Origin of the sequence: Pseudomonas fakonensis (assembly GCF_019139895.1) — a bacterium.
GTDB lineage: Bacteria > Pseudomonadota > Gammaproteobacteria > Pseudomonadales > Pseudomonadaceae > Aquipseudomonas > Aquipseudomonas fakonensis.
Genome location: NZ_CP077076.1, coordinates 3,062,675 through 3,084,865, shown reverse-complemented (window position 1 = coordinate 3,084,865; position 22,191 = coordinate 3,062,675). Strand labels below are relative to the sequence as shown.

The following is a 22,191-nucleotide window of genomic DNA, read 5'->3' as shown; positions in this document are numbered from 1 at the left end:
GGAAGTGCCTGCGTGCAATGTGCCGCGTGCCCGCCCACCACAACAACCCAACCAAGAGGTCTGTATGAACGCCCCCTTCGATCAGCTGTCCACCTGGCTGAAAGAACACCGGATCACCGAAGTCGAATGCGTGATCAGCGACCTGACCGGCATCGCCCGCGGCAAGATCGCCCCGACCGCCAAGTTCCTCCATGAGCGCGGCATGCGCCTGCCAGAAAGCGTGCTGCTGCAGACCGTTACCGGCGATTACGTCGACGATGACATCTACTACAGCCTGCTCGACGCCGCCGATATCGACATGGTCTGCCGCCCCGACCCCACGGCGGTGTACCAGATCCCCTGGGCCATCGAACCGACCGCCATCGTCATTCACGACACCTTCGACAAGCACGGCAACCCCATCGAACTGTCGCCGCGCAACGTGCTGAAGAAAGTGCTCAAGCTGTATGCCGACAAGGGCTGGCAGCCGATCGTCGCACCGGAAATGGAGTTTTACCTCACCCAGCGCTGCGAAGACCCGGACCTGCCGCTGCAAGTGCCGCTGGGCCGCTCGGGCCGTGCCGAAAGCGGCCGCCAGTCGTTCTCCATTGATGCGGCCAACGAATTCGACCCGCTGTTCGAAGACGTCTACGACTGGTGCGAACTGCAGGGCCTGGACCTGGACACGCTGATCCACGAAGACGGTCCGGCGCAGATGGAGATCAACTTCCGCCACGGCGACGCCCTGGACCTGGCCGACCAGATCACCGTGTTCAAGCGCACCATGCGTGAGGCGGCGCTCAAGCACAACGTCACCGCGACCTTCATGGCCAAGCCGATCACCGACGAGCCGGGCAGTGCCATGCACCTGCATCAGAGCGTGATCGACATCGCCACCGGCAAACCGATCTTCGCCAACGAAGACGGCCAGATGAGCGAACTGTTCCTGCACCACATCGGCGGCCTGCAAAAATACATCCCCAAGCTGTTGCCGATGTTCGCGCCCAACGTCAACTCGTTCCGCCGCTTCCTGCCCGATACCTCGGCGCCGGTGAACGTCGAATGGGGTGAAGAAAACCGCACCGCCGGCCTGCGCGTGCCGACCTCCAGCCCCGAGGCCATGCGCGTGGAAAACCGCCTGCCGGGCGCCGACGCCAACCCCTACCTGGCCATCGCCGCCAGCCTGCTGTGCGGCTACATCGGCATGGTCGAGCGCATCGAACCCAGCGCCCCGGTGCAGGGCCGTGCCTACGAACGGCGCAACCTGCGCCTGCCGATCACCATCGAGGACGCGCTGCAGCACATGGAGGACTGCGAGGTGGTGCAGCAGTACCTGGGCCAGCAGTTCGTGCAGGGCTATGTGGCGGTCAAGCGCGCCGAGCACGAGAACTTCAAGCGGGTGATCAGTTCGTGGGAGCGTGAGTTCCTGCTGCTGAGCGTGTAACCCCAGCTGTCTCAACCCCTGTAGGAGCCGGCTTGCCGGCGATGAGGCCCTTGCAAGCCCCGCATGGCACCGGCAAGCCGGCTCTTACAGGCGCCATACACCAAACACGAAGAACAATTCCAACGAGGTGTCGAGATGCGTCACAAGCAAACCCTGATCCCCGCAACCCTGGCCCTGCTGTTCGGCGCCGCCGCCCAGGCCCAGCCGACGGTGAGCGTGTACAACTGGACCGACTACATCGGTGACACCACCCTGGCAGACTTCCAGGCCAGCAGCGGGATCAAGGTGGTGTACGACGTGTTCGACTCCAACGAAACCCTTGAGGGCAAGCTGCTGGCCGGGCGCACCGGCTACGACGTGGTGGTGCCCTCCAACCACTTTCTGGCGCGCCAGGCCAAGGCCGGCGCATTCCTGCCGCTGGACCGCAGCAAGCTGCCGAACTGGAAGCACCTGGACCCGAAACTGCTCAAGCAGCTTGAGCAGAACGACCCGGGCAACCAATACGCAGTGCCCTACCTGTGGGGCACCAACGGCATCGGCTACAACGTCGAGAAGGTCAAGGCAGCGCTGGGTATCGACAAGGTCGACTCCTGGGCGGTGCTGTTCGAGCCCGAGAACCTGAAGAAGCTCAAGCAGTGCGGCGTGGCGTTCATGGACTCGCCCGACGAGCTGTTCCCGGCGGTACTCAACTACATGGGCATGGACCCGCGCAGCGAAAAAACCGGCGACTACGCCAAGGCCGAAGCCCGCCTGCTGGAACTGCGCCCTTATATCACCTATTTCCACTCCTCCAAGTACGTGTCCGACCTTGCCAACGGCGACATCTGCGTGGCCTTCGGCTACTCGGGCGATGTATTCCAGGCCGCCAACCGCGCGGTTGAGGCCAAGAACGGTGTGAAGATCGCCTACAGCATCCCCAAGGAAGGCAGCAACCTGTGGTTCGACCTGCTGGCCATCCCCAAGGACTCGGCCAACCCCGAACAGGCGCTGGCCTTCATCAACTACCTGCTCGACCCGCAGGTGATCGCCAAGGTCAGTGCCACCGTGGGCTATGCCAACGCCAACCTTGAGGCCAAGCAGCACATGGATGCCTCCCTGGTCGACAACCCCGAGATCTACCCGCCCCGGGAAGTGCTCGACAAGCTGTATGTGTCCAGCACTCCAAGCCCGCAGATCATGCGGGTGATGACCCGTTCCTGGAGCAAGATCAAGTCCAACCGCTGAGCCGAGCGCTGCCATGCCACAGATGAATGAACATACCGCTTCCTATTACGCCGCTTGTGCGCGCCAGGCAGCCCCCTACCCTGTGCTCGACCAGGACCTGCAGGCCGATGTGTGCGTGGTCGGCGGCGGCCTGACCGGGGTCAACGCTGCCCTGGAGCTGGCCGAGCGCGGGCTGTCGGTGGTGCTGCTGGAGGCCCGGCGCATCGGCTGGGGCGCCAGCGGGCGCAACGGCGGCCAGTTGATCCGCGGCATCGGCCATGACGTGTCGGGCTTTGCCCGCCACGTTGGTCAGGACGGGGTGCGCTACCTCAAGCAGGCTGGCATCGATTCAGTGGCGCTGGTGGCCCGGCGCATCGAGCAGTACGGCATTCAGTGCGACCTGCGCTGGGGCTTCTGCGAACTGGCCAACACCCCGGCGCAGTACGCGGCGTTCAGCGAAGAGCTGCGCGAGCTGAACGAGCTGGGCTACCGTCACGAAACCCGCCTGGTCGGCCCTGAACGCATGCACGAGATCGTCGCCAGTGAGCAATATGCCGGCGGCCTGGTGGACATGGGCTCGGGCCACCTGCACCCGCTCGACCTGGTGCAGGGCGAAGCCCGAGCCGCCCATGGCCTGGGCGTGCGCATTTTCGAACAGAGCGCGGTGCTGCGCATCGAGCACGGCAGCACCGTGACCCTGCACACCGCACGCGGCAAGGTGCGCGCGCAGAGCCTGGTGCTGGGCTGCAACGCCCACCTCGATGAGCTGGAGCCGCGCCTGAGCGGCAAGGTGCTGCCCGCCGGCAGCTATGTGGTGACCACCGAGCCGTTGCCCGAGCACCTGGCAGGCAGCTTGATACCGCAGAACATGGCGCTGTGCGACCAGAAGGTAGGGCTGGACTACTACCGCCTGACCGCCGACCGCCGCCTGCTGTTCGGCGGCGCGTGCCACTATTCCGGACGCGACCCGAAGGACATCGGCGCCTACATGCTGCCCAAGGTGCTCAAGGTGTTCCCGCAACTGGCCGGTGTGCGCCTGGACTACCAGTGGGGCGGCATGATCGGCATCACGGCCAACCGCTTCCCGCAGGTCGGCCGGCTAGGCCAGCACCCCAATGTGTTCTACGCCCAGGGGTATTCCGGGCATGGCCTGAACGTGACGCACTGGACCGCCAAGCTGCTGGCCGAGGCCATTGCCACCGGCCACAGCCGGGGGCTGGATGTGTTCGGCGCGGTGCCGCACCTGACCTTCCCCGGCGGCAAGGCACTGCGCTCGCCGCTGCTGGCGCTGGGGATGTTGTGGTACCGGTTGCGTGAGGCGTTGGGCTGAACCTGGCAGAGGCGCTGCAGGAGCCGGCTTGCCGGCTCCTCATAGAACAAACTACAAGCTATTGATTCTGTGGGAAGCGGCCTCGTGTCGCGATGGGCTGCGTAGCAGCCCCGGCAATTTTGCATGAAGCCGAGACCTTGGGGCCGCTTCGCGCCCCATCTCGACCGGACGGCGCCCCGGCGAGGCCGCTTCCCACAGGGGCGCGGTGCATCAACGAGATTAGTTCTCTGCGCGGCAACGCAGCCCGAAGGGCTGGGTGATCTCCTACAGGGGAATGCGTTGGGCCAGGTTAATACGTCAACTGTGGGAGCCGGCTTGCCGGCGATTGGGCCGGTACAGCCAGCACAAGAACGTTGCTGCTGCGGATATCGAAGGGTTCTGCGACCTTGAAGGGTTTTCCTCAAAGGATGGCTTTCAGGCTACTGGCCAACCGCCAAGCACCTGCTAGCGTTGTTCTGGCCTCTCCCCTCATGGAAGCCTCTGATCATGAAGCAACTGCCTCGCGCCACCCTGCTGTGTGCTGCCCTGCTGGCCCTGGTCGCCTGTTCCAGCAACCGTGTCGACCCCAAGGACTACTCAGGCTTTCTCAAGGACTACAGCCGCCTGAAGCCGGCCGAAAGCGTCTCCGGTGCGCCGGTGATGCGCTGGATCGACCCGGACATCAAGGCCAGCCAGTACACCAAGGTATTCATCGAGCCGAGCCAGTTCTACCCCAAGCCGCAACCCACCGAGGTGATCTCGGCGCAAACCCTGCAGGACATTACCCGCTACTTCAACGAAGCCATGCGCCGCGAGCTGGGTAGCGTGCTGACGCTGGTCAAGGCGCCCGGCCCGGACACCATCGTGGTACGCCCGGCCATCACCGCGGTGTCCACCAGTACGCAGGGGCTAAAACCCTACGAGGTAATCCCGATCGCCCTGGTGGCTGCCGCAGTGAACACCGCCGCCGGAGGGCGCGACCAGGACGTGGATATCGCCGTCGAAGCGGCATTCCTCGACGGCAGCAGCCAGAAGGTCCTGGCCCAGGTGGTGCGCAAAGGCAGCGGCAAGGAGCTGGAGAACGACACCCAGAAGCTGACCCTGAACGATGTCAAACCGGTGCTTGACGGCTGGGCCAGCGACATGCGCCGCAGTTTCGTGAGCCTGCAACAGAAAGCGAAAAAGTGACCCTTCGGTCCGCTTCTGACCGCTCGTCGGACATGCTGTAAAAATGCCATCACTGCCTGGCCGCCCTGCTTTACTCAAGCGGGCTGCCAGGCAGGCGGCACCGCGTACCAGGGATGGCTGCACAAGCCGGCTGCCAACAGCCGCTCGCACCGGGCAAGCCTCATCCAGGCCCGGTCTCCCCCGCTCCCCCGCCTCTTTCGCCCGCCTGAGCATGCATCGGTATCGATTTGTCGTTCATCCATCGAATGCATTGGAGGCAATCATGTCTGAAGCGCTTATCCCACCACCTGCCGGCCTGTTCCCGGTGTCCTACCTGATCACCACCGGCCAGGCCGGCGCGCAACGCCTGCAACTGGACCTGCTGGTCTACACCCCCGACCGCAGCGTGCGCGGCACCGCGGTGATCACCCAGGCCACCAACCCGCCGCTGGACCTGCACCTGGATGTGTGGGGCACCTACACCTACCTCACCGTGCAGCCACCAGGCGAAGGCCGCATCCTGCTCACCGCCCGCGGCAACCAAGGCGGCCCACATGCCAACTCGGCGCAACAGTTCGACCTGCACCTGCTGCTGGACCTGGACTGGCAACACGGCGTAACCAACTACCGCTATTACAACAACCAGCGCTGGGTGGTGCTGGAGAAGGTGCCGGCAGTGCTCGAAGGCCAGCGCATCCAGCAACTGGCCGGTGTCGACCAGCAGCACGAGCTGCACAGCGCCACCCTGGAAGCGGCCATCGCCACCGGTGATGTCGCCCAGCTCAAGCAACTGGCCAGCGGCGCCGTGGGCAAAGCCCTGGACCAGGCCATCGCATCGACCAAGAGCCCGGCCGCCAAGGCCGCCAAAAAAGCCTGAGCAGACAAGGAGAATCAGCATGGCCATCGGTCTTTTCCATACCCGCCTGAACGTCAGCACCGGGCTGCTCGGCGCCCCGGTACTTACCCTCGACCTGTTGGTGAACGTGGTGCAGAAGAAAGTCACCGGCACTGCCCGCACTTCCCAGGCCACTTATCCGGTGGTGAACTTCCATGCCGATGTGTGGGGCAGCTACAGCGAGCTGCCGTTCGCCCCGACAGGCGCGCCGTCGATCGTGCTGCACCTGGACGGCAGCCCCAGCGGCCCGCTCAGCCAGATCGCCCAGACCTTCCACCTGCAAGGGCTGCTGGATGCCGGCTGGAACAAGGGCACCGCCACCTACCGCTACTTCATCCAGGGCCACTGGGTCGATCAGCACGGCGTGGTGCGCAAGGCACCGGACATTGTCCACCAGCACCAGCCTGGCGAACGCCTGAAGGCGGCGATCAAGCACCTGGAAAGCGCCTGACCTGAAAGACGTTCGCGGGGCAAGCCCGCTCCCACGCCGCAATTGCAGCGTGGGAGCGGGCTTGCCCCGCGATTCATTTTTGGCTCAGGCAGCCAGGCTGTAGGCGATCGCCGACAGTGTGATCAACCCGACCAGCACCACGAACACATTCGACAGCCGGCCCGAATACTGGCGCAGCGCCGGCACCTTGTGCACCGCGTACATCGGCATGAGGAACAGCAGGCAGGCAATCACCGGCCCGCCGAGGCTCTCGATCAGCCCGAGAATACTTGGGTTGAGGGTGGCCACCGCCCAGCAGGTCAGCACCATGAACAAGGCTGTTGCGCGCTCCAGGCGCTTGGCCGGCCAGCTCTTGCTGCGCCCGCGCAGGCTCTTGACGATCATGCCCTGGAAGCCTTCGCTGGCACCGATGTAGTGGCCGAGGAACGACTTGGTGATGGCCACCAGGGCGATCAGTGGCGCGACAAAGGCGATGACCGGGGTCTGGAAGTGGTTGGCCAGGTACGACAGGATCGAGATGTTCTGCGCCTTGGCCGCGCTCAGGTCGGCCGGGCTCAAGGCCAGTACGCAGCTGAAGCAGAAGAACATCACCGTCAGCACCATCATCAGGTGGGCGGTGGCCAGGGTGCGGCCGCTCTTGCGGTCGGCGTCGGCGCCGTAGCGGTGCTTCTGGTCAACGGCAAACGCCGAGATGATCGGCGAGTGGTTGAACGAGAACACCATCACCGGGATGGCCAGCCACAGGGTCAGCAGCAGCTTCGAGGCGCTCAAGCCTTCACTGGCCTGGGCGAAGAAGGCGCCGTTCCAGTTCGGTACCAGGCTCACCGCCAGCAGCAGCAACGAGGCGACGAAGGGGTACACCAGCAGGCTCATGGCCTTGACGATCAGTTGCTGGCCGCAGCGCACGATGATCATCAGCCCGCAGATCAGCAGCAATGCCAGCAAGGCCCGGGGCGGTGCGTTCAGGTGCAGCTGGTGTTCGAGGAAGCTGGTCAGGGTGTTGGTCAGCGCCACGCTGTACACCAGCAAAATGGGGAAGATGGCGAAGAAGTACAGCAAGGTGATGAGCTTGCCGGCGCCCACGCCGAAGTGCTCCTCCACCACCTCGGTGATGTCTTCGCTGCCGCCCTTGCGCCCGGACAGCACGAAGCGGGTCAGTGCCCGGTGGGCGAAGAAGGTCATGGGGAAGGCCAGCAGCGCGAGGATCAGCAGCGGCCAGAAGCCGCCTACCCCGGCGTTGATCGGCAGGAACAGGGTGCCGGCACCGATGGCAGTGCCGTACAGGCCAAGGGCCCAGGTGGTGTCGTGGCGGTTCCAGGTGGTCGAGCCCTGGGCCGAAGCCGGGGCAGCCGAATCCGCACGAACGGTCGTGGTGCTGTGTACATCAGTCATGAGGTATCGCCTTGTAGTTGTTTTTGTTGCGGGTGTTGCGGGTGCTGCGGTTTACGGGGGCCTTGTAGGAGCCCGCTTGCCGGCGATGAGGCCCTTGCAGGCACTATTGATGGTGCTGCCGACGCCATCGCCGGCAAGCCGGCTCCTACAGGGGGAGATTCAGCATTCGACGAAGGCCACGGCCAGGCCGCCGCGGGAGGTTTCCTTGTAGTTGGCGTGCATGTCGGCGCCGGTGTCGCGCATGGTGCGGATCACCCGGTCGAGGGAAATGAAGTGCTCACCGTCACCGCGCAGGGCCATCTGCACGGCGTTGATCGCCTTGACTGCGGCAATGGCGTTGCGCTCGATACACGGCACCTGCACCAGGCCGCCGACCGGGTCGCAGGTCAGGCCGAGGTTGTGTTCAAGGGCAATTTCGGCGGCGTTTTCCAGTTGCGGCGGTGTGGCACCCAGCACTTCGGCCAGGCCCGCAGCGGCCATGGAACAGGCCGAGCCCACCTCGCCCTGGCAGCCCACTTCGGCACCGGAAATGGAGGCGTTCTTCTTGCACAAAATGCCCACGGCGGCAGCGGCGAGCAGGAACGCCACCACGTCGTCGTCGCAGGCATCGGGGTTGAACTTCATGTAGTAATGCAGCACCGCCGGGATGATGCCCGCCGCGCCATTGGTGGGCGCGGTGACCATGCGCCCGCCGGCGGCGTTCTCTTCGTTGACCGCCAGGGCGAACAGGTTCACCCACTCCATCGCGCTCAAGGTCGAGCCGATCACGTTGGGCTTGCCCAGCTCCTGCAGGCTGCGGTGCAGCTTGGCGGCGCGGCGCTTGACCTTGAGCCCGCCCGGCAGAATGCCCTCGTTGCGCAGGCCGTTGGCCACGCACTCGCCCATGGCCGCCCAGATTTTCAGCAGGCCTTCACGCACCTCGGCTTCACTGCGCCAAGCGCGTTCGTTGGCCATCATCAGCTGGCTGACGCTCAAGTTGTGCTGTTTGCACAGGGCCAGCAGTTCGGCGCCGCTGTTGAACTCGTAGGGGAACTCCACCTGGCTGCTGACGCCTTGGGGTGAATCGAGCTCGGCTTGCTCGATGATGAAGCCGCCGCCGATGGAGTAGTAGGTCTGGCTGAACTGGCTGCCCTGCCCGTCAAAACTCTCCAGGGTCATGGCGTTGGGGTGGTACGGCAGGTTTTCGTCCAGCAGGCGCATGTCGCGGCTGTACTGGAATTCGACCGGCTGGCGGCCATCAAGCATCAGGCACTGCTCCTGCATCAACTGGTCGATGCGCGGCTCGATGCTGTGCGGGTCGATGCGGTCGGGCCATTGCCCCATCAGGCCCAGCAGGCAGGCGCGGTCGGTGGCGTGGCCAACCCCGGTGGCCGACAACGAGCCGTACAGGCGCACCTCGACGCGGGTCACCTGTGCCAGCAGGCCTCGCTCGCGCAGTGCCTGGGCGAAGGTCGCCGCAGCGCGCATGGGGCCGACGGTATGGGAGCTGGACGGGCCGATGCCAATCTTGAAAAGGTCGAAAACACTGATAGCCATGCTAATGCCTTGCCGTGACGGTAAAAACCGCTGGTCCACGGCGTTTTGAGAAATTTGAGCGGTATTGCCAACTTGGGCGATACTGACGCGCTCCTAGGTCGATGACCAACGAAAGTTCCTACACAAGCCTTTAGCAGGACTAAACCATGAAAGGCCAACTCAACGGCCAGGTGTACGTGTGGTTGCATGTATTCGCGTGCGCGGCCCGGCACCTGTCGTTCACCCGCTGCGCCGAGGAGCTGCACATTACCCCCGGTGCGGTCAGCCAACAGATGCGCCAGCTGGAGGAGCGCCTGGGCTTTCGCCTGTTCCTGCGCAAGGCCCGGGGCGTGGAGTTGACTGCGGAGGGTCAGCGGTTGGCGCAGACGGTGGCCGAGGCTTACGGCAGCATCGAGGCCGAACTGCTGCGCCTGGATGCCGGCGAGATCCGCGGCACCTTGCGCCTGCGATCGATCCCGTCGTTCCTGGCCAAGTGGCTGACCCCGCGGTTGCCGCGGTTCCAGCAGCGCTACCCGGACATCGAGCTGCGCCTGGTCGCGGAGGACAGCAACCAGGCACTGCACCCGCAGGACTTCGACCTGGCCATCGACCTCAACGACGGCAGCTACCCGGGCATGCTGTCGACCCCGCTGCTGGACGAGCAGATCTTCCCGGTCTGCTCCCCTGCCCTGTTGCGTGGCCGGCCGCCGCTGCACGGGCCGGCGGACCTGGTGCACTACCCGCTGCTGCACGACATCACCGCCTGGCGCGGCAGTTCGGAGTATGCGGAGTGGGAGTTCTACCTGGCGGGCATTGGCGCGGGCGGGCTGGATGTGCGGCGCGGGCATACGTTCAATCGCAACCACTTGACCATCGAGGCCGCGATCGCCGGGATTGGCGTGGCCATTGCCCGGCGGACCTTGCTCAATGACGAGCTGGAGCGTGGGGCGTTGATCGTGCCGTTTGGGGTGCCGATCGCCAACCACAAGCGCTATGTGCTGCTGTATCCACCGGGGGGGCTTACCCAGCCGGGGGCTCGGGCGGTGCATGACTGGTTGGTTGAGGAGGCGCAGGGGTTCAGGGTTTTGCATCCGATGGGGTAGGGCTTTGGGGTTCGGGTTCGGGTTCGGGTTCGGGTTCGGGGATTATGGTTATTGCTTTGGGAGATGTATGCGCATTCATTGACGATGGCGGCTTTTTGTCACCTTTCCGCCCTTACGGCGGCCTACTTTGGTCTTGGCCAAAGTAGGCAAAGCCGCCTGCTCCCATCATCCGGCCCCCTACGCTGCGCTTCGGGGGTTCCCTCGCTCCGGGCTTGCTCCGGAGGTACGCGCCGACGGGCCGTCCCTGGCCCGATCGGCGCTCGACCGGCATCCATGCCGGTCGCCCTCCTACGCAAGCCCTACGCTCGGCCTCCTGAAGTCGCGATTTGTGTTGCCTGGGCTATTGCGCGCTTAGAAGCAAGATCAACAGCCGGATCAACAGCCAGATCAACAGCCAGATCAATAGCTGGGATGTTGGTTTGATTGTTATTGATGTGTTGTTTGTTCGGGCCCTATCGCCGGCTCCTACAGGGTTACGCATTATTTAAATTAATGCGTTCCACTGTAGGAGCCGGCTTGCCGGCGATTGCAATCCTGAGGTCCCTCAAATGCAACTAGCGGTTAGCTGCGCCAGTGCAGGCGCCGCCCCTAACTTCGCGACTTCAGGAGGCCGAACGCAGGGATTGCGCAGGGGGGCGACCGGCATGGATGCCGGTCGAGCGCCGATCGGGCCAGGGACGGCCCGTCGGCGCGTACCCCCGGAGCAAGCCCGGAGTGAGGGTACCCCGGAGCGAAGCGCAGGGGCCGGATGAATGGAGCGGGGATTTTTTGGTGACTTTTTGATCCTTCAAAAAGTTACCCGCCGTAAGGGCGGAAAGGTGAATAAGCGTCACTACAAATAATGAATGCGCATACAATTTTCAAACCAACCAACCAACCAACCAACCAACCAACCAACCAACCAACCAACCAACCAACCAACAAACAAACAAACAAACCCAACTCAATAAGCCTGTTTCCCAGTAAAAGCATTCACCGTCCGCACCAAAATCACAAAATCCAACCACAACGACCAATTGTTGATGTACTCGATATCCGAATTAACCCGCTGGATCATCTGCGCAATATCCTTGGTCTCCCCCCGAAACCCCCGTACCTGCGCCAACCCGGTCATCCCCGGCTTGATATTGTGCCGGGCAAAGTAGTCGACGATATCCTGCGAATACTGGGTGTCATGCTGCAGCGCATGGGGCCGCGGCCCCACCAGCGACATCTCGCCGGTCAGCACGTTGAACAGCTGCGGCAGCTCGTCAAGGCTGGTTCGGCGAATGAACGCCCCGATGCGCGTCAGCCGCGGGTCGTTCTTCTGCGCCTGCTGCAGTACTCCGCCCTGCGGCTGGTGCACCTTCATGCTGCGAAACTTCCAGATACGGAATGATTCACCAGTCCAGCCCATGCGCTCCTGGCGGAAAAACACCGGCCCCGGGCTGTCGAGCTTGATCACCACCGCCAGCACCAGCAGGATCGGCGAGATGCCCAGCAGAATCAGCGCCGCCAGCACCCGGTCCTCGATGTTCTTGAGGAACAGGCTCATGCCAGTCAGCGGTGTTTCCGACAAGGTCAGCACCGGAATGCCGGCAATCTCGCGCACGCTGTGGTTGATCAGGCGCAGGGAGAAAATGTCCGGCACCCAGTTCACCGCAATGCACTTTTCCAAAAGCTTCAGGTACACATCGTTGATCACCTCGGAGCCCGCCAGCGGCGTCACCAGGTATACCGTGCGGATGGCATGCTGGGTGACGATGGCATCGAGGTCCTCGATCTTGCCCAGCACCGGCAACGGCTCCTTGCCCTCCCCCGTGGCGATCTTCGCCTGCTCGGCGTCCTGGTCAAGCAGCACGCAGCCCACCACCCGCTCCCCCAGCCAGGGGTTGTTGCTGATTTTCTGATACAGAAAATTCGCCAGGTCACCCGCGCCGATGATCAGCGCGTTCTCCATGCGGTAGGCATGGGCCATGAAGCGCTTCTGCACCTCGCGCACGGCAATGTGCAAAAACAACTGCACGAAATAGCCGATGACGAACAGCTCGGCCACCAGCAACCGTGAATAGGTTTCGCTCTGTTTGGTGAGGAAGGCCATGACCACCAGGAAGCAAAAGGTCGCCGACCAGGCCTTGAACAGCCGAAACGCCTTGACCGTCAGGCCGACGTTGGTGCGGTAGATGGCGTAGTGGTCGTAGATCACCGCCAGTGCACCGATCAGCAGCAACAGCATGATGACGTAGTCGGAGGTGAGGTAGCCGATCTCCTGGTAAATCAGGTACCAGGCAACACCGGTGACGGCGATGCCGTCCAGGCCCGCCTGAATGGCGTTGCTGACGCTGCTTCTGCGCTGGAGCAAGGCACGGCTGCTGCGGGGTTCGAACACCATTGTCAGGCCTCGTCGAAATGAGCGTCGCCAGCATTCTGGCCCCTGGGCAAAGCCTTGCCGGACCAGGCAGCAGGCGCTTCATTCAACGCTTGCGAGGCTGGTGCACGGGGTGCCGGGGCGGTTGATATCACTGTAGCAGCACCCCGCGTTCATCGCGGTCTGTAACGCGGGTAAAACACCGTACGCAGCAAAAACAGCGGGTTGCCCACCACATAGCGCATGAACAGGCGCCGCGGCTCCCTGGCCAGGCGGTACAGCCACTCGCCGCCCAGCCGGCGCAGCCAGCGCGGCGCGCGGCTGACCTTGCCGCCAAGAAAATCCAGGATCGCCCCGCCGCACACGATCAGGCACGGTTGGCCCAGGGCGGCAAGGCTTGCGGCCACGGCTTCCTGCCGGGGCATACCCATGCCCAGCACGATCAGCTCCGGCTGCAGGCTCCGGGCCAGCGCCAGGTAGGTATCGGTGCCGGCAAAACCCTCGTGCCGCGAGACGATGTCCACCCCATAACGTGCCTGGCAATGCGCTGCCGCCTGGCTCAGGTAGGGCTCGCGGGTGCCCCAGAACGCCACCCGCCGGCCCTGATAGGCCTGCAACAGGCGCGGGATCAGGTCGGTGCCGTTCATGTTCAGCCCAGGCTCACGGCCCAGCCTGCGCAACAGGATCGCCATGCCGCCGCCGTCGCGCAGCAACAGGTCGGCGGCCGACAGCGAGGCGGCATAGCGGCCGTCGCCTGCGACCAGGTTGAGTGCATGGGCATTGACGAAGCCCAGCACCGTCGGTGCTGCGGGGTGGCTCAGTGCATCGAGCACGCCTTGCTCCTGCGTGCCATCACCCACCAGGTGCAGCTTGTCCAGAATCACTGCCCAGCGGCCTTGCCAGTCACCCTGGTTCATTGGTCATCATCCCGTTTCGAACGCACCCACTCGACCTGGCGACGAATCAGAAAGCCCAGGTACAGCGGGATCTTCTTCATCGCATACAGCGGCGCGTAAAGCAGCACCGAAAAGGCAATCTGCTCCCGGGCAAAGCGCGCCCAGGCCAGCACTACCGAGGCGCTCAACAGCACCAGCGCGAGCGTGGCCAACAGTGCCGGGGCCAGCACACCGAACGCCACGAAGGCCAACCAGCACAGCAGGAAAGTGGCCGCCGACAGCAAGCTCAGCAACGCCAGCGGCGGCACCAGCAAGTCGAGGGCCATGGCCAGCAAGCGGCTGTTGCCCTGCGCCACGGCGGTTGCCAACAGCCGCGGGGCGTCGGCCAGCACCACCCCCAGGTGGCCATGTTCCCAACGTTTGCGCTGGCTGCTCAGGCCCTCGTCGCTGCCGGGGAACTGGCTGCTGACCAGTGCCTGCGGGCAGAATAACGGCGGCTTGCCCTGGCGGCAGAAGTCCAGGCCCAGCTTGAGGTCTTCGACCAGATGCCCGCTGGCCAGCTCGACCTTGGCCAGGTCGCGCCACAAAAAGGCCATGCCTGCGCCCATCAGCTGGCAGGGCAAGCCCAGCCGCGCCCAACCCCGGGGCCGCACCAGGTTTTTCACCCGCCAGGCGAACTCGGCAACCAGAACCTTGAGCCCGGCGCCGGCCGGCGCACGCATCAGGTACAACGCCTGGACCGGCCGTTCACTGGCCAGGCAACTGCGCGCCAGACGGTCGATGGCGCCCTCGCCCACCTGGCAATCGGCATCGATGATCACCAGCACCTGCGGCGGTGCCGCCGCCAGGTGGCGCACGCCGTAATCCAGGGCATAGCCCTTGCCACGGTGCTGCGCATCGCTGCGCTCCACCACTTCGGCGCCACAGGCCCGGGCCAGGGCCGCGGTGTCGTCGCTGCAGTTGTCGGCCACCACCAGCAAGCGGTCGCCCTCAAGCAGTTGCAGGCGGATGCAGGCCAAGGTCGCGCGGATCACCGCCGCCTCGTCATGCGCCGGCACCAACACCGCCAAGGGGCCGCGCACCCCCGGGGCAAGCGCCGGCGAGCGCAACGGCAGGCAGGCCAGCAGTACCTGGGCCAACAGTACCAACACCGGCAGCAGCATCAGCAGTGCCAGTGCCGCCAACAGCCAAGCCAGCAGCATCGTCATGGCGATCCCCTGAACAGCTCGGCCAGCCGGGCCGCTTCGGTATCGATGGCGTGGCGCTCGATCACCCGCTGATGCGCCGCCTCGCCCATGGCCTGCAGCCTTGCCACAGGCGTCGCCAGGCACGCGGCCAGCGCCTCGACCAGCGCCTCGACTGACCCTGCCGGGAACAGCCAGCCATTTTCGCCAGGTTGCACCAACTCGGGGATGCCCGCCACGTAGGTGGTCAGCACCGGCCGGCGCAAGGCCATGGCCTCCATGATCACCACCGGCAGCCCCTCGGCGAAGCTGGGCAGCACCAGGGCGCGGGCAGCCAGCAACTCCTCGCGCACCCGCGCGCCGCTGACCCAGCCGGTAATCCGCACCTGCGCCTGCAAGCCATGCCGGGCCACCAGCGCCTCGATCGGCGCGCGCAGCTCACCATCACCGGCCAATACCAGCTCAAAGCCCAGGCCACGCTGCGCCAGCTGCCGTGCAGCTTCCAGCAGCAGCAACTGGCCCTTCTGCTCGCACAGGCGGCCGACGCAGACCAGCCGGGGCACATCTGGCACCGCTACCGGCGGCACGTCGTGGAAGCTGCGCTCAAGCCCGCAATGCACCACCCTGACCTTGGCCCAGTGCTCGTGGGCCACCCAGCGGTACAGCTGACTGCGCCCGTAGTCGCTGACCGCCACCACGAACGCGGCGCGGCGCACCTTTTCGCCCAGGTGCAGGAACTGCGGTTTGTCGAACTCTTCGGGGCCGTGCACGGTAAAGCTGTAACCGGGCCCGCCCAGGGCGTTGGCCAGCATCACCACTTCAGTGGAGTTGGTGCCGAAATGCGCATGCACGTGCTCGCTGCCGGCCGCCTGCAACCACTGCAGCAATTGGCAGGCCTCGGCCAGGTAAATCAGGTGGTAAGGCCATGGGCGGTCTGCGCGCCAACCCACGCGCAGGGCCAGGTACAGCGCTGCGCCGAAGCGTTTCGGCGTGGCCCGCAGCACCTGCAGCATGGGCCGCAACAGCCCCTTGAGGCCGCCCTGCAGCACATAGCGGGTGCGCTCACGCTCGGCGATATCTTCGGGGTCTAGCAGTTCGGCGTCCCAGCCACGCAGGGCAAAGCGCTGCACTTCCAGGCCCTGGCGCTCCAGGGCGAGGATTTCCCGGCGGATGAAACTGTGGCTGACCTTGGGGTACTGGTTGATGAAATAGGCGATACGCATAAGCCCCCGACACCTTGTCCCGGTAATGAATGTTCAGTCGCCTTGCAGGCTGAGGGCGCTACCCAGCGGCCTGGGCGCAGTGCTGCCCGTCGCGTTGCCGCCCCCCGGCAGCGTGGCTTGCAGCCTTGCGAAAACCTCTTCCAGCAAGGCTTGCCGGCGCCGGTACATGGCGCGTTTTTTCGCCGGGATAGCTTCTGCGGCCCGCTGGGTTGCCGGCAGCGCCAGGCTGAAGAAGCCCTCCCGGGACGAGGGGGTCGCACCGCTCTCCTCCCAGATCACATCGTAGTTGGCGGCAACGTCCAGGGCCTTTTCCCGGCCAAAATACGGGTGGCGGTGGTGCCGGTACTGGTCAGCCACCACGTACAGGTGGGTGACCCCCAGGGCCCTGGCCAGGCACTTGAGCACTTCGAGCAACAGGCTGCGAGGGCGCAGGCCTTCGAAGTCCTTGGTCAGCTCGCGGTAGATGTTCAGCGAAGTCTCGCTGTCGACGCCTTTGTGAATACCCTGCACCGCCCCCACGAACAGGCACAGGCCTTCATCGGCCTGGCGCAGGGTGAAGGCCAGCGAGGCGACCCGAAGATCACCCTGGAACAGGTTGAGTACCAGCTCCCCTTCGCGCTTGAACCAGATCGCCCGGTCCAGCACCAGGGAACTGCCGGCACACAGGTCGCAAAGGTCGCACAGCACCAGCCGTTCCTCCCGGCCCAGCAGCAATAGCTGCGGGAACTGCCGGGCCACCACTTCGTAGTGGGAGGCAATGGCCTCGAGCCGCTCGGGCGCCTGCCAGCCCTTGCTGATGTAGGGCCAGTGCACCACACCGATGCAGTCGACGCCCAGCCGCTCGAAGCCCTGCTCGCCCAACGCGGCGTGCATGCGCTGCAAAAACGGCTTGAGCGCCGGCCATTGCCGGGCGATGTGCTGCGTAAGCTTCAGGCTGCCCTTGAGCGCGCGCAACGAATACCCCGGTTGCAGGGTGAGTACGCTTTTGACGATCGTTTTAGCCCACATAGGCCTCCCTTGAACCTGACCGCACCGCGCTGTCTGCTTCGCGGCTAAAGCCGCTCCCGCAGGTACCGCATAGCCTTCAAACCTGCGCCGTACTTGTAGGAGCCGGCTTGCCGGCGATGAGGCCGGTTCAGGCAGCACAAGACGGTTGCTCCTACAGGTACCGCATCACCTCCAGGCCTGCGCTGCACCTGTATCACTTGTATTCGATCAACTGCGCTTTACCCGCAGTCATACGACGCCAGAAGTACCTCGCCTGCCCAAGCATCTCGGGGAACTTGCCCAGCACCAGAAACAACGCCTGCAAGCGGTTCTCCCGCCTCGAGCGGCTGCCCTTGCGCGCCAGGCGCATGGCCTGCAACGGGTAAACCAGCGCCAACAGCAGCCCCCAGGCGCCCACGACCATGCACGCAAGCGCAATCAGCACCGGTATGCCCAACCCCCACCACCACGCCCGGCGCGACTCGCGCAGCCAGTGCCGCTCGGGCGGTGCGCCATGCAGCGCGGCGCCCTCGGCATAGGCATAGCCGGCGCGCTGGCTGCGCTGCCACCACTGGCCAAAGCGGGTCATGGCCGCATCGTGCAGGGTCATCTCGGCATCCATCCGCCAGACCTTCCAGCCCGCAGCGCGCAAGCGTACACACAGCTCGGGCTCTTCGCCGGCAATCAGCCCGGCGCGGTATCCACCCATGGCGCTGAAGGCGCCCGCACGCATCAACGCATCACCACCGCAGGCGCGCGCTTCACCGCTGGGGGTATCCCATTCCAGGTCGCACAACAGGTTATAGACCGAGCGCTCCGGGTGGCGCTCGCGGCGCCGCCCGCACACCACTGCCACCTGTGGCTGTGCATCCAGAAACGCCGCGGCGCTTTGCACCCAGCCCGGCACCACCTCGCAGTCGCCGTCGACAAATTGCACCAGGCGCAGGCCGGGCAACAGCTGCTGCAGCCGGTTGAAGCCTTCGTTGCGGGCCCGGGCAGCGGTGAACGGCTGGGCCATGTCCAGTGCCAGCACCTCCACGCCCAAGGTCTGGGCCTGCTGCACCGAGCCGTCGGTGGAGCCGGAATCGACATAGACAACCTGCTCGGCCGCACCGGCCAACGACGCCAGGCAGCGCACCAGGCGCTGGCCTTCGTTGCGGCCGATCACCACCACGCCGATGCCGGTCGTCATGGGCTACACCGCCACTTCATGGGGTTTGCGCGCCTTGATCACCGCCGGCACCCCCGCCGCCAGACAGTTATCCGGTACATCCACCAGCACCACGGCATTGGCGCCAATCACCACGTTGTCGCCAATGCGGATGTTGCCGAGAATCTTGGCTCCGGTGCCGATATCGACGTTGTTGCCGAACACCGGTGCACAGGGGTCGCTGACGTTCTTCAAGCCCACTACCACGCCGTTGCGGATGCGGCAGTCATCGCCAAAGCGTGCGTAACCACTGACCACGATGCCGCCGAAGTGATCGATGACGAAGTTGCGGCCGATCTGCACCTCGCACGGCAACTCCACCCCGGTGAGGATCTGCACCAGCTTGAACAGCACTTTGTAGACCAACGACAGCAGCTTGCGCAGCAGCGCCGGGCGCACCCCGTAGCGCCAGCGGCCGAAGCGGTATACCAGCAGCACCCAGAAGCCCTGGGCGCCCCAATCGCCGCCATGGGCGCGCAAATCGGCGCGGATGTTTTCGAACATGGCGTCACCTCAGCGTGTGGGTTGGCTGGCAAAACGGGTGGCGAACAACAGCCCCCAGGTGGCCTTGGTGTGCCGCCAGCAAGCATGGATGGCCGGCCAGCCGTGCCCCTTGAGCAGCGCCTTGAGTGCCAGCACAGCATCGCCCAGGCACACCAGCAGCATGTGCAGGGCTAGGCCCGCCACGCCGTGGTGCTTGCGAAAATACAACAGCTCACTTTCGATCTGGTAAGCAGAGATCTGCCGGCTGGCAGCCTCGAGCTCGCTCACCGACTTGGAGCTTTCGCCGCCGATATGCACCACCGTGGTGTGCGGGTAGAACACCACCTTCCAACCGGCGGCCTTGACCCGTTTGCAGTGGTCCACTTCCTCGTAGTAGAGGAAATAGCGCGGGTCGAACAGGCCCACCTGGTCGAGCACCTCGCGGCGCACCAGGTAGAAGCAGCCCGGCAGCCAGTCGCACTCACGCACCGAGGCATGGTCCCAGGTCATTTCGTCGACCATCTTCAGGCCCGGGAAAAAGCGCCCCAGCCCGGTACGGCTGGCGAACACGTTCAAAGGCGTGGGGAAATACCGGCACGACGGCTGCAGGTCGCCCTCGCGGCCGACCAGGCGCACCCCCAGCACCCCGCACTCGGGGTGGGCATCCATGTAGTCGAGGGTCTTGGCCAGGCTGTCGGGGGCAACGAAGGCATCGGTGTTGAGCAGCAGCGCATAGCGCCCGCGCAGGTGCTCCAGCAACTGGTTGTTGGCGCGGCCGAACCCGACGTTGCGGGTGTTGCTGAGCAACAGCGCATCGGGGCACACCTGGGCCATGCGCGCCACCGAGTCGTCGGCCGAGGCATTGTCCACCACCAGGTAGCTGGCCAAGGTCTCGCCACCGGCGCGGCGCAGGGCGTCGAACATCGGTTGCAACAGGCCTGCGGTGTTGAAGTTCACCACCATCACATCCACGGGTTTTTCAGTCATTGCGTGGCTCCCCGAAGAAGTATTCCTGCCGACGCCTGGCCAGCAACGGCTCGAGCGCAGCGTCGAACGACCCCTTGCGCTGTTCGAGCAAGTCGTTCCACGGGTAGGCGGCGCAGCGCGCCTCGATGCGCTCGACCAGCGCGTCGGTGCTGCAGATGACCTTGGCCGGGTTGCCGCCCACTACGGTGTTGGGTGGTACGTCCTTGGTCACCACGGCGCCGGCGGCGACGATCGAATTGGGGCCAATGGTGACCCGTGGCATGACGATGGCGCCGTGGCCGACGAACGAGTTGTCACGGATGTCGATGAAACCCACCGAATCCAGGTGTTTGCCATAGGCCAGTTCGATCAGCGCGACTACCCCGTCGTGGCCGATCAGCGTGCAGTCCGATAAACCCACGTTGCTGCCGATGCGGGTCAGCGGCGGGTCGGTGACGTTGCAGCCGGTGTTCATGTGAAAGTTGGCGCCCACCGAATGGAAGGTGCCCCAGTTGGTCTGGTACTCACCCCAGGCCCGCGGCGTGGGGTTGCAGAACCTCTTGTAGGCCGGGCCGCCACGCCCGGTGCGCTGGGCGTGGTTCGCCAGTGCCTTGCGTATCCATCCAAACATGCTGCTTGCCTCGCACGGTCGTGGAATGTCCCTGAGGCGAGTCGGGTCGGCTAGTGGGGAACATGACCGCGTCGCACTCAATCCCTGTTTGCATCACATGGCCCTTTCAGGCGGTCGTAGCCTTCATTTGCTGGTTGAGGTGGTCGGCCAGGCGCAGCGCGAACTGCAGCAGCGGCATGGTCGGGTTGGCGGCGCCGCCGGTGGCGAAGATGCCGCTGCCGGCGACATGCAGGTTGCCGGTGCCGAACACCTTGCAGTCGCTGTCCACCACGCCGTGCGCTGGCGTTTCGGCCATGCGCGTGGTGCCCATGTGGTGGGCGTGGGGCTGGATTTTCAGCGGTTGCGTGGTGTCGTAGACGAATTCGTTGAGCTTGACGAAACCCATGTCGGCCTCGGCGAACTGCTTGGCCAGCTCGCTGCCGATGCACTTGATGGTGTGCCGGTCGGCGTCGCTCAGCGCCCAGTGCATGTTCGCCCGGGCAACCCCCAGGGCGTCCTTGTCCTGGTGCAGGGTCAGGCGGCTCTGCAGGTTGGGGAACTGCTCGATCATGGTGCCAAGCACGCCATCGCCGGGGCAGCTGAAGTCGGCGACGAACTTGATCTTGCTGGCCACACCGGTGTCGCAGGCCAGGTTTTCGAGAAAGTGCTTGACCTCGGCGGTGCGCCCATAGGTTTGCACGTCAGCCAGTACCGAGGCCGACACATTGCCCTTGCCGGCCTGGTATTCGGCGACGAAGGCGTCGGTGGTGTAGTACTGGCGGGTATCGGTGCCCTGCCCGCTCTTTAGAATGAAAGTGCCCATCTCGACGTTCATGTGGTCCATGAAGCAACGCCCGACCATGCCGTCGACCGTGACCACGCCGGCCTCGCGCAGCGACTGGCTGTTGAGCAGTTGCCGGGCGTTTTCCAGGGCGCCCATGGCGAGGATGAAGTGACGCGCCTGCACCCGTTCGCGGTGCAGGTCGTAGTCGGACACCACCACAGCGGCTACGCTACCTGCGGCCTTGTCGAACTCCAGGTCGACGCAGTTGCAGTTGAGGAACAGGTCCAGCCCGGGGGTATCTTCCAGGGCCTGGGCGTATTTTTGCGCAAAACGCGTTGGCGGGCTGAGCAGGAAGCGGTCGGCGTCGAAGTCGCCGCCGCCGAGGCCCGCATTCATGGCCTTGAAATCGGCGCCCTGGGGCAAGTCGACGATGGCCATGGCCTCGGGCAGGTAGCGTGCGATTTCGCCATAACCAATCGGCCAGCCTGGCAGGCCGACCGGCGGGCTGGCCGCGAAGTCCGAGGGGTCGAACGGCCGGCAACGCCCGGCCCAGTGGTTGGAGGTGCCGCCCAGAAAGCGCAGGCGGGTCTCCCCGGCGTACATCTCCAGGCCGCTGGAGGTGCAGTGATAGAACCCTTGCGAGCGCTCTGAATATTCGCGCCCGCCGCCCTCGGCCAGCAACACTCGCCACCCGGCCCTGGCCAGGCGCAAGGCCAGGGTGATGCCGGCGGGGCCGGCGCCGAGGATGCAAAAATCATAGGGCCCGCGCAGGGCCTTTTGGGTCTGGTAGTCCTTGATCATGGCTGGTCGTCCCGAAAGTACCCGGACGGCAGCACCCAGCCGTTGATCACGACGAAACCGCCCTTGGCCGCAGGCAGCTTTGCCAGCACGGCCGGCGCTGCGCCGAACACATAAGCACCGGCCCCCAACAACACGGCGTTGCGCAGGAATAGCCTGCGGCCCGACAGCCCGGAACAGAACTGCAGCTTCTCCATCTTCCCACGCCCCATGCCAATGATCGTTTCCCCCGGCAGCGCTGTACC

20 protein-coding genes are annotated in these 22,191 nt (G+C 64.9%); 7 read left to right on the top strand and 13 right to left on the bottom strand.

Annotation, left to right across the window (positions count from 1 at the left end; genetic code table 11):
- Positions 1-64 precede the first annotated feature (64 nt).
- From KSS94_RS13675 to KSS94_RS13650, 6 genes are all read left to right on the top strand, one after another.
- Positions 65-1,423 (top strand): glutamine synthetase family protein, encoded by a 1,359-nt coding sequence (locus KSS94_RS13675; protein WP_217838644.1) that lies wholly within the window; start codon positions 65-67, stop codon positions 1,421-1,423.
- A gap of 135 nt (positions 1,424-1,558) precedes the next feature.
- Positions 1,559-2,647: a polyamine ABC transporter substrate-binding protein gene (locus KSS94_RS13670; RefSeq protein ID WP_217838643.1), complete on the top strand. Its 1,089-nt coding sequence runs from the start codon at positions 1,559-1,561 to the stop codon at positions 2,645-2,647.
- 13 nt (positions 2,648-2,660) lie between these two features.
- The gene (locus KSS94_RS13665) at positions 2,661-3,956 is read left to right on the top strand and encodes an NAD(P)/FAD-dependent oxidoreductase (RefSeq protein WP_217838642.1); all 1,296 of its coding nucleotides are present in this window, start codon (positions 2,661-2,663) and stop codon (positions 3,954-3,956) included.
- A 486-nt stretch (positions 3,957-4,442) separates the two neighbouring features.
- On the top strand, positions 4,443-5,123 hold the full coding sequence (locus KSS94_RS13660; RefSeq protein ID WP_217838641.1) for a DUF3313 domain-containing protein: 681 nt from the start codon (positions 4,443-4,445) through the stop codon (positions 5,121-5,123).
- A 262-nt stretch (positions 5,124-5,385) separates the two neighbouring features.
- Positions 5,386-5,979: a DUF1842 domain-containing protein gene (locus tag KSS94_RS13655; RefSeq protein WP_217838640.1), complete on the top strand. Its 594-nt coding sequence runs from the start codon at positions 5,386-5,388 to the stop codon at positions 5,977-5,979.
- Between the two features lie 19 nt (positions 5,980-5,998).
- Entirely contained in the window at positions 5,999-6,448 is a 450-nt protein-coding gene (locus KSS94_RS13650; protein WP_217838639.1) for a DUF1842 domain-containing protein, read from the top strand.
- Positions 6,449-6,532: 84 nt separating this feature from the next.
- Here KSS94_RS13650 and KSS94_RS13645 read toward each other — a convergent pair whose 3' ends face one another.
- Complete coding sequence (locus KSS94_RS13645) at positions 6,533-7,840, bottom strand: serine/threonine transporter (protein ID WP_217838638.1); 1,308 nt, start codon at positions 7,838-7,840, stop codon at positions 6,533-6,535.
- A gap of 159 nt (positions 7,841-7,999) precedes the next feature.
- On the bottom strand, positions 8,000-9,376 hold the full coding sequence (locus KSS94_RS13640) for an L-serine ammonia-lyase (RefSeq protein ID WP_217838637.1): 1,377 nt from the start codon (positions 9,374-9,376) through the stop codon (positions 8,000-8,002).
- A gap of 146 nt (positions 9,377-9,522) precedes the next feature.
- Here KSS94_RS13640 and KSS94_RS13635 point away from each other — a divergent pair, with 146 nt between their 5' ends.
- On the top strand, positions 9,523-10,458 hold the full coding sequence (locus tag KSS94_RS13635; protein ID WP_217838636.1) for a LysR substrate-binding domain-containing protein: 936 nt from the start codon (positions 9,523-9,525) through the stop codon (positions 10,456-10,458).
- A gap of 943 nt (positions 10,459-11,401) precedes the next feature.
- On the opposite strand, the gene KSS94_RS13625 is transcribed toward KSS94_RS13635, so the two are convergent.
- The 11 genes from KSS94_RS13625 to KSS94_RS13575 all read right to left on the bottom strand — a co-directional run bounded on the left by KSS94_RS13625 (position 11,402) and on the right by KSS94_RS13575 (position 22,143).
- Positions 11,402-12,829 carry an undecaprenyl-phosphate glucose phosphotransferase gene (locus KSS94_RS13625; RefSeq protein WP_217843487.1) on the bottom strand — a complete coding sequence of 476 codons (1,428 nt, stop codon included), beginning with the start codon at positions 12,827-12,829 and terminating at the stop codon, positions 11,402-11,404.
- Positions 12,830-12,978: 149 nt separating this feature from the next.
- Positions 12,979-13,722, bottom strand: coding sequence for a WecB/TagA/CpsF family glycosyltransferase (locus KSS94_RS13620; protein WP_217843486.1), 744 nt, complete (start codon positions 13,720-13,722; stop codon positions 12,979-12,981).
- A complete protein-coding gene (locus KSS94_RS13615; protein WP_217843485.1) occupies positions 13,719-14,909 on the bottom strand; it encodes a glycosyltransferase family 2 protein in 1,191 nt (396 codons plus the stop codon). Before KSS94_RS13615 ends, KSS94_RS13620 begins: the two co-directional genes overlap by 4 nt.
- Positions 14,906-16,108, bottom strand: coding sequence for a glycosyltransferase family 4 protein (locus KSS94_RS13610; RefSeq protein ID WP_217843484.1), 1,203 nt, complete (start codon positions 16,106-16,108; stop codon positions 14,906-14,908). The genes KSS94_RS13615 and KSS94_RS13610 overlap by 4 nt, the downstream gene beginning before the upstream one ends.
- A 33-nt stretch (positions 16,109-16,141) precedes the next feature.
- Positions 16,142-17,116, bottom strand: coding sequence for a DUF535 family protein (locus KSS94_RS13605; RefSeq protein WP_217843483.1), 975 nt, complete (start codon positions 17,114-17,116; stop codon positions 16,142-16,144).
- A 193-nt stretch (positions 17,117-17,309) separates the two neighbouring features.
- Complete coding sequence (locus tag KSS94_RS13600) at positions 17,310-18,287, bottom strand: glycosyltransferase family 2 protein (RefSeq protein WP_217843482.1); 978 nt, start codon at positions 18,285-18,287, stop codon at positions 17,310-17,312.
- 3 nt (positions 18,288-18,290) lie between these two features.
- The gene (locus tag KSS94_RS13595; protein WP_217843481.1) at positions 18,291-18,809 is read right to left on the bottom strand and encodes a serine O-acetyltransferase; all 519 of its coding nucleotides are present in this window, start codon (positions 18,807-18,809) and stop codon (positions 18,291-18,293) included.
- 9 nt (positions 18,810-18,818) lie between these two features.
- Positions 18,819-19,775, bottom strand: a complete 957-nt coding sequence (locus KSS94_RS13590; RefSeq protein WP_217843480.1) for a glycosyltransferase family 2 protein — start codon at positions 19,773-19,775, stop codon at positions 18,819-18,821.
- Entirely contained in the window at positions 19,768-20,385 is a 618-nt protein-coding gene (locus KSS94_RS13585; protein WP_217843479.1) for an acyltransferase, read from the bottom strand. The genes KSS94_RS13590 and KSS94_RS13585 overlap by 8 nt, the downstream gene beginning before the upstream one ends.
- Before the next feature lie 106 nt (positions 20,386-20,491).
- The gene (locus KSS94_RS13580) at positions 20,492-21,949 is read right to left on the bottom strand and encodes an FAD-dependent oxidoreductase (protein ID WP_217843478.1); all 1,458 of its coding nucleotides are present in this window, start codon (positions 21,947-21,949) and stop codon (positions 20,492-20,494) included.
- Complete coding sequence (locus tag KSS94_RS13575) at positions 21,946-22,143, bottom strand: hypothetical protein (protein WP_217843477.1); 198 nt, start codon at positions 22,141-22,143, stop codon at positions 21,946-21,948. The genes KSS94_RS13580 and KSS94_RS13575 overlap by 4 nt, the downstream gene beginning before the upstream one ends.
- Positions 22,144-22,191 lie beyond the last annotated feature (48 nt).

Coding starts and splice junctions, on each gene's coding strand:
- KSS94_RS13675 (WP_217838644.1), top strand. CDS start 65: ATGAACGCCCCCTTCGATCAGCTGTCCACCTGGCTGAAAGAACACCGG.
- KSS94_RS13605 (WP_217843483.1), bottom strand. CDS start 17,116: ATGTGGGCTAAAACGATCGTCAAAAGCGTACTCACCCTGCAACCGGGG.
- KSS94_RS13600 (WP_217843482.1), bottom strand. CDS start 18,287: ATGACGACCGGCATCGGCGTGGTGGTGATCGGCCGCAACGAAGGCCAG.
- KSS94_RS13585 (WP_217843479.1), bottom strand. CDS start 20,385: ATGTTTGGATGGATACGCAAGGCACTGGCGAACCACGCCCAGCGCACC.
- KSS94_RS13640 (WP_217838637.1), bottom strand. CDS start 9,376: ATGGCTATCAGTGTTTTCGACCTTTTCAAGATTGGCATCGGCCCGTCC.
- KSS94_RS13655 (WP_217838640.1), top strand. CDS start 5,386: ATGTCTGAAGCGCTTATCCCACCACCTGCCGGCCTGTTCCCGGTGTCC.
- KSS94_RS13635 (WP_217838636.1), top strand. CDS start 9,523: ATGAAAGGCCAACTCAACGGCCAGGTGTACGTGTGGTTGCATGTATTC.
- KSS94_RS13645 (WP_217838638.1), bottom strand. CDS start 7,840: ATGACTGATGTACACAGCACCACGACCGTTCGTGCGGATTCGGCTGCC.
- KSS94_RS13595 (WP_217843481.1), bottom strand. CDS start 18,809: ATGTTCGAAAACATCCGCGCCGATTTGCGCGCCCATGGCGGCGATTGG.
- KSS94_RS13590 (WP_217843480.1), bottom strand. CDS start 19,775: ATGACTGAAAAACCCGTGGATGTGATGGTGGTGAACTTCAACACCGCA.
- KSS94_RS13575 (WP_217843477.1), bottom strand. CDS start 22,143: ATGGAGAAGCTGCAGTTCTGTTCCGGGCTGTCGGGCCGCAGGCTATTC.
- KSS94_RS13615 (WP_217843485.1), bottom strand. CDS start 14,909: ATGACGATGCTGCTGGCTTGGCTGTTGGCGGCACTGGCACTGCTGATG.
- KSS94_RS13650 (WP_217838639.1), top strand. CDS start 5,999: ATGGCCATCGGTCTTTTCCATACCCGCCTGAACGTCAGCACCGGGCTG.
- KSS94_RS13660 (WP_217838641.1), top strand. CDS start 4,443: ATGAAGCAACTGCCTCGCGCCACCCTGCTGTGTGCTGCCCTGCTGGCC.
- KSS94_RS13625 (WP_217843487.1), bottom strand. CDS start 12,829: ATGGTGTTCGAACCCCGCAGCAGCCGTGCCTTGCTCCAGCGCAGAAGC.
- KSS94_RS13610 (WP_217843484.1), bottom strand. CDS start 16,108: ATGCGTATCGCCTATTTCATCAACCAGTACCCCAAGGTCAGCCACAGT.
- KSS94_RS13580 (WP_217843478.1), bottom strand. CDS start 21,949: ATGATCAAGGACTACCAGACCCAAAAGGCCCTGCGCGGGCCCTATGAT.
- KSS94_RS13670 (WP_217838643.1), top strand. CDS start 1,559: ATGCGTCACAAGCAAACCCTGATCCCCGCAACCCTGGCCCTGCTGTTC.
- KSS94_RS13620 (WP_217843486.1), bottom strand. CDS start 13,722: ATGAACCAGGGTGACTGGCAAGGCCGCTGGGCAGTGATTCTGGACAAG.
- KSS94_RS13665 (WP_217838642.1), top strand. CDS start 2,661: ATGCCACAGATGAATGAACATACCGCTTCCTATTACGCCGCTTGTGCG.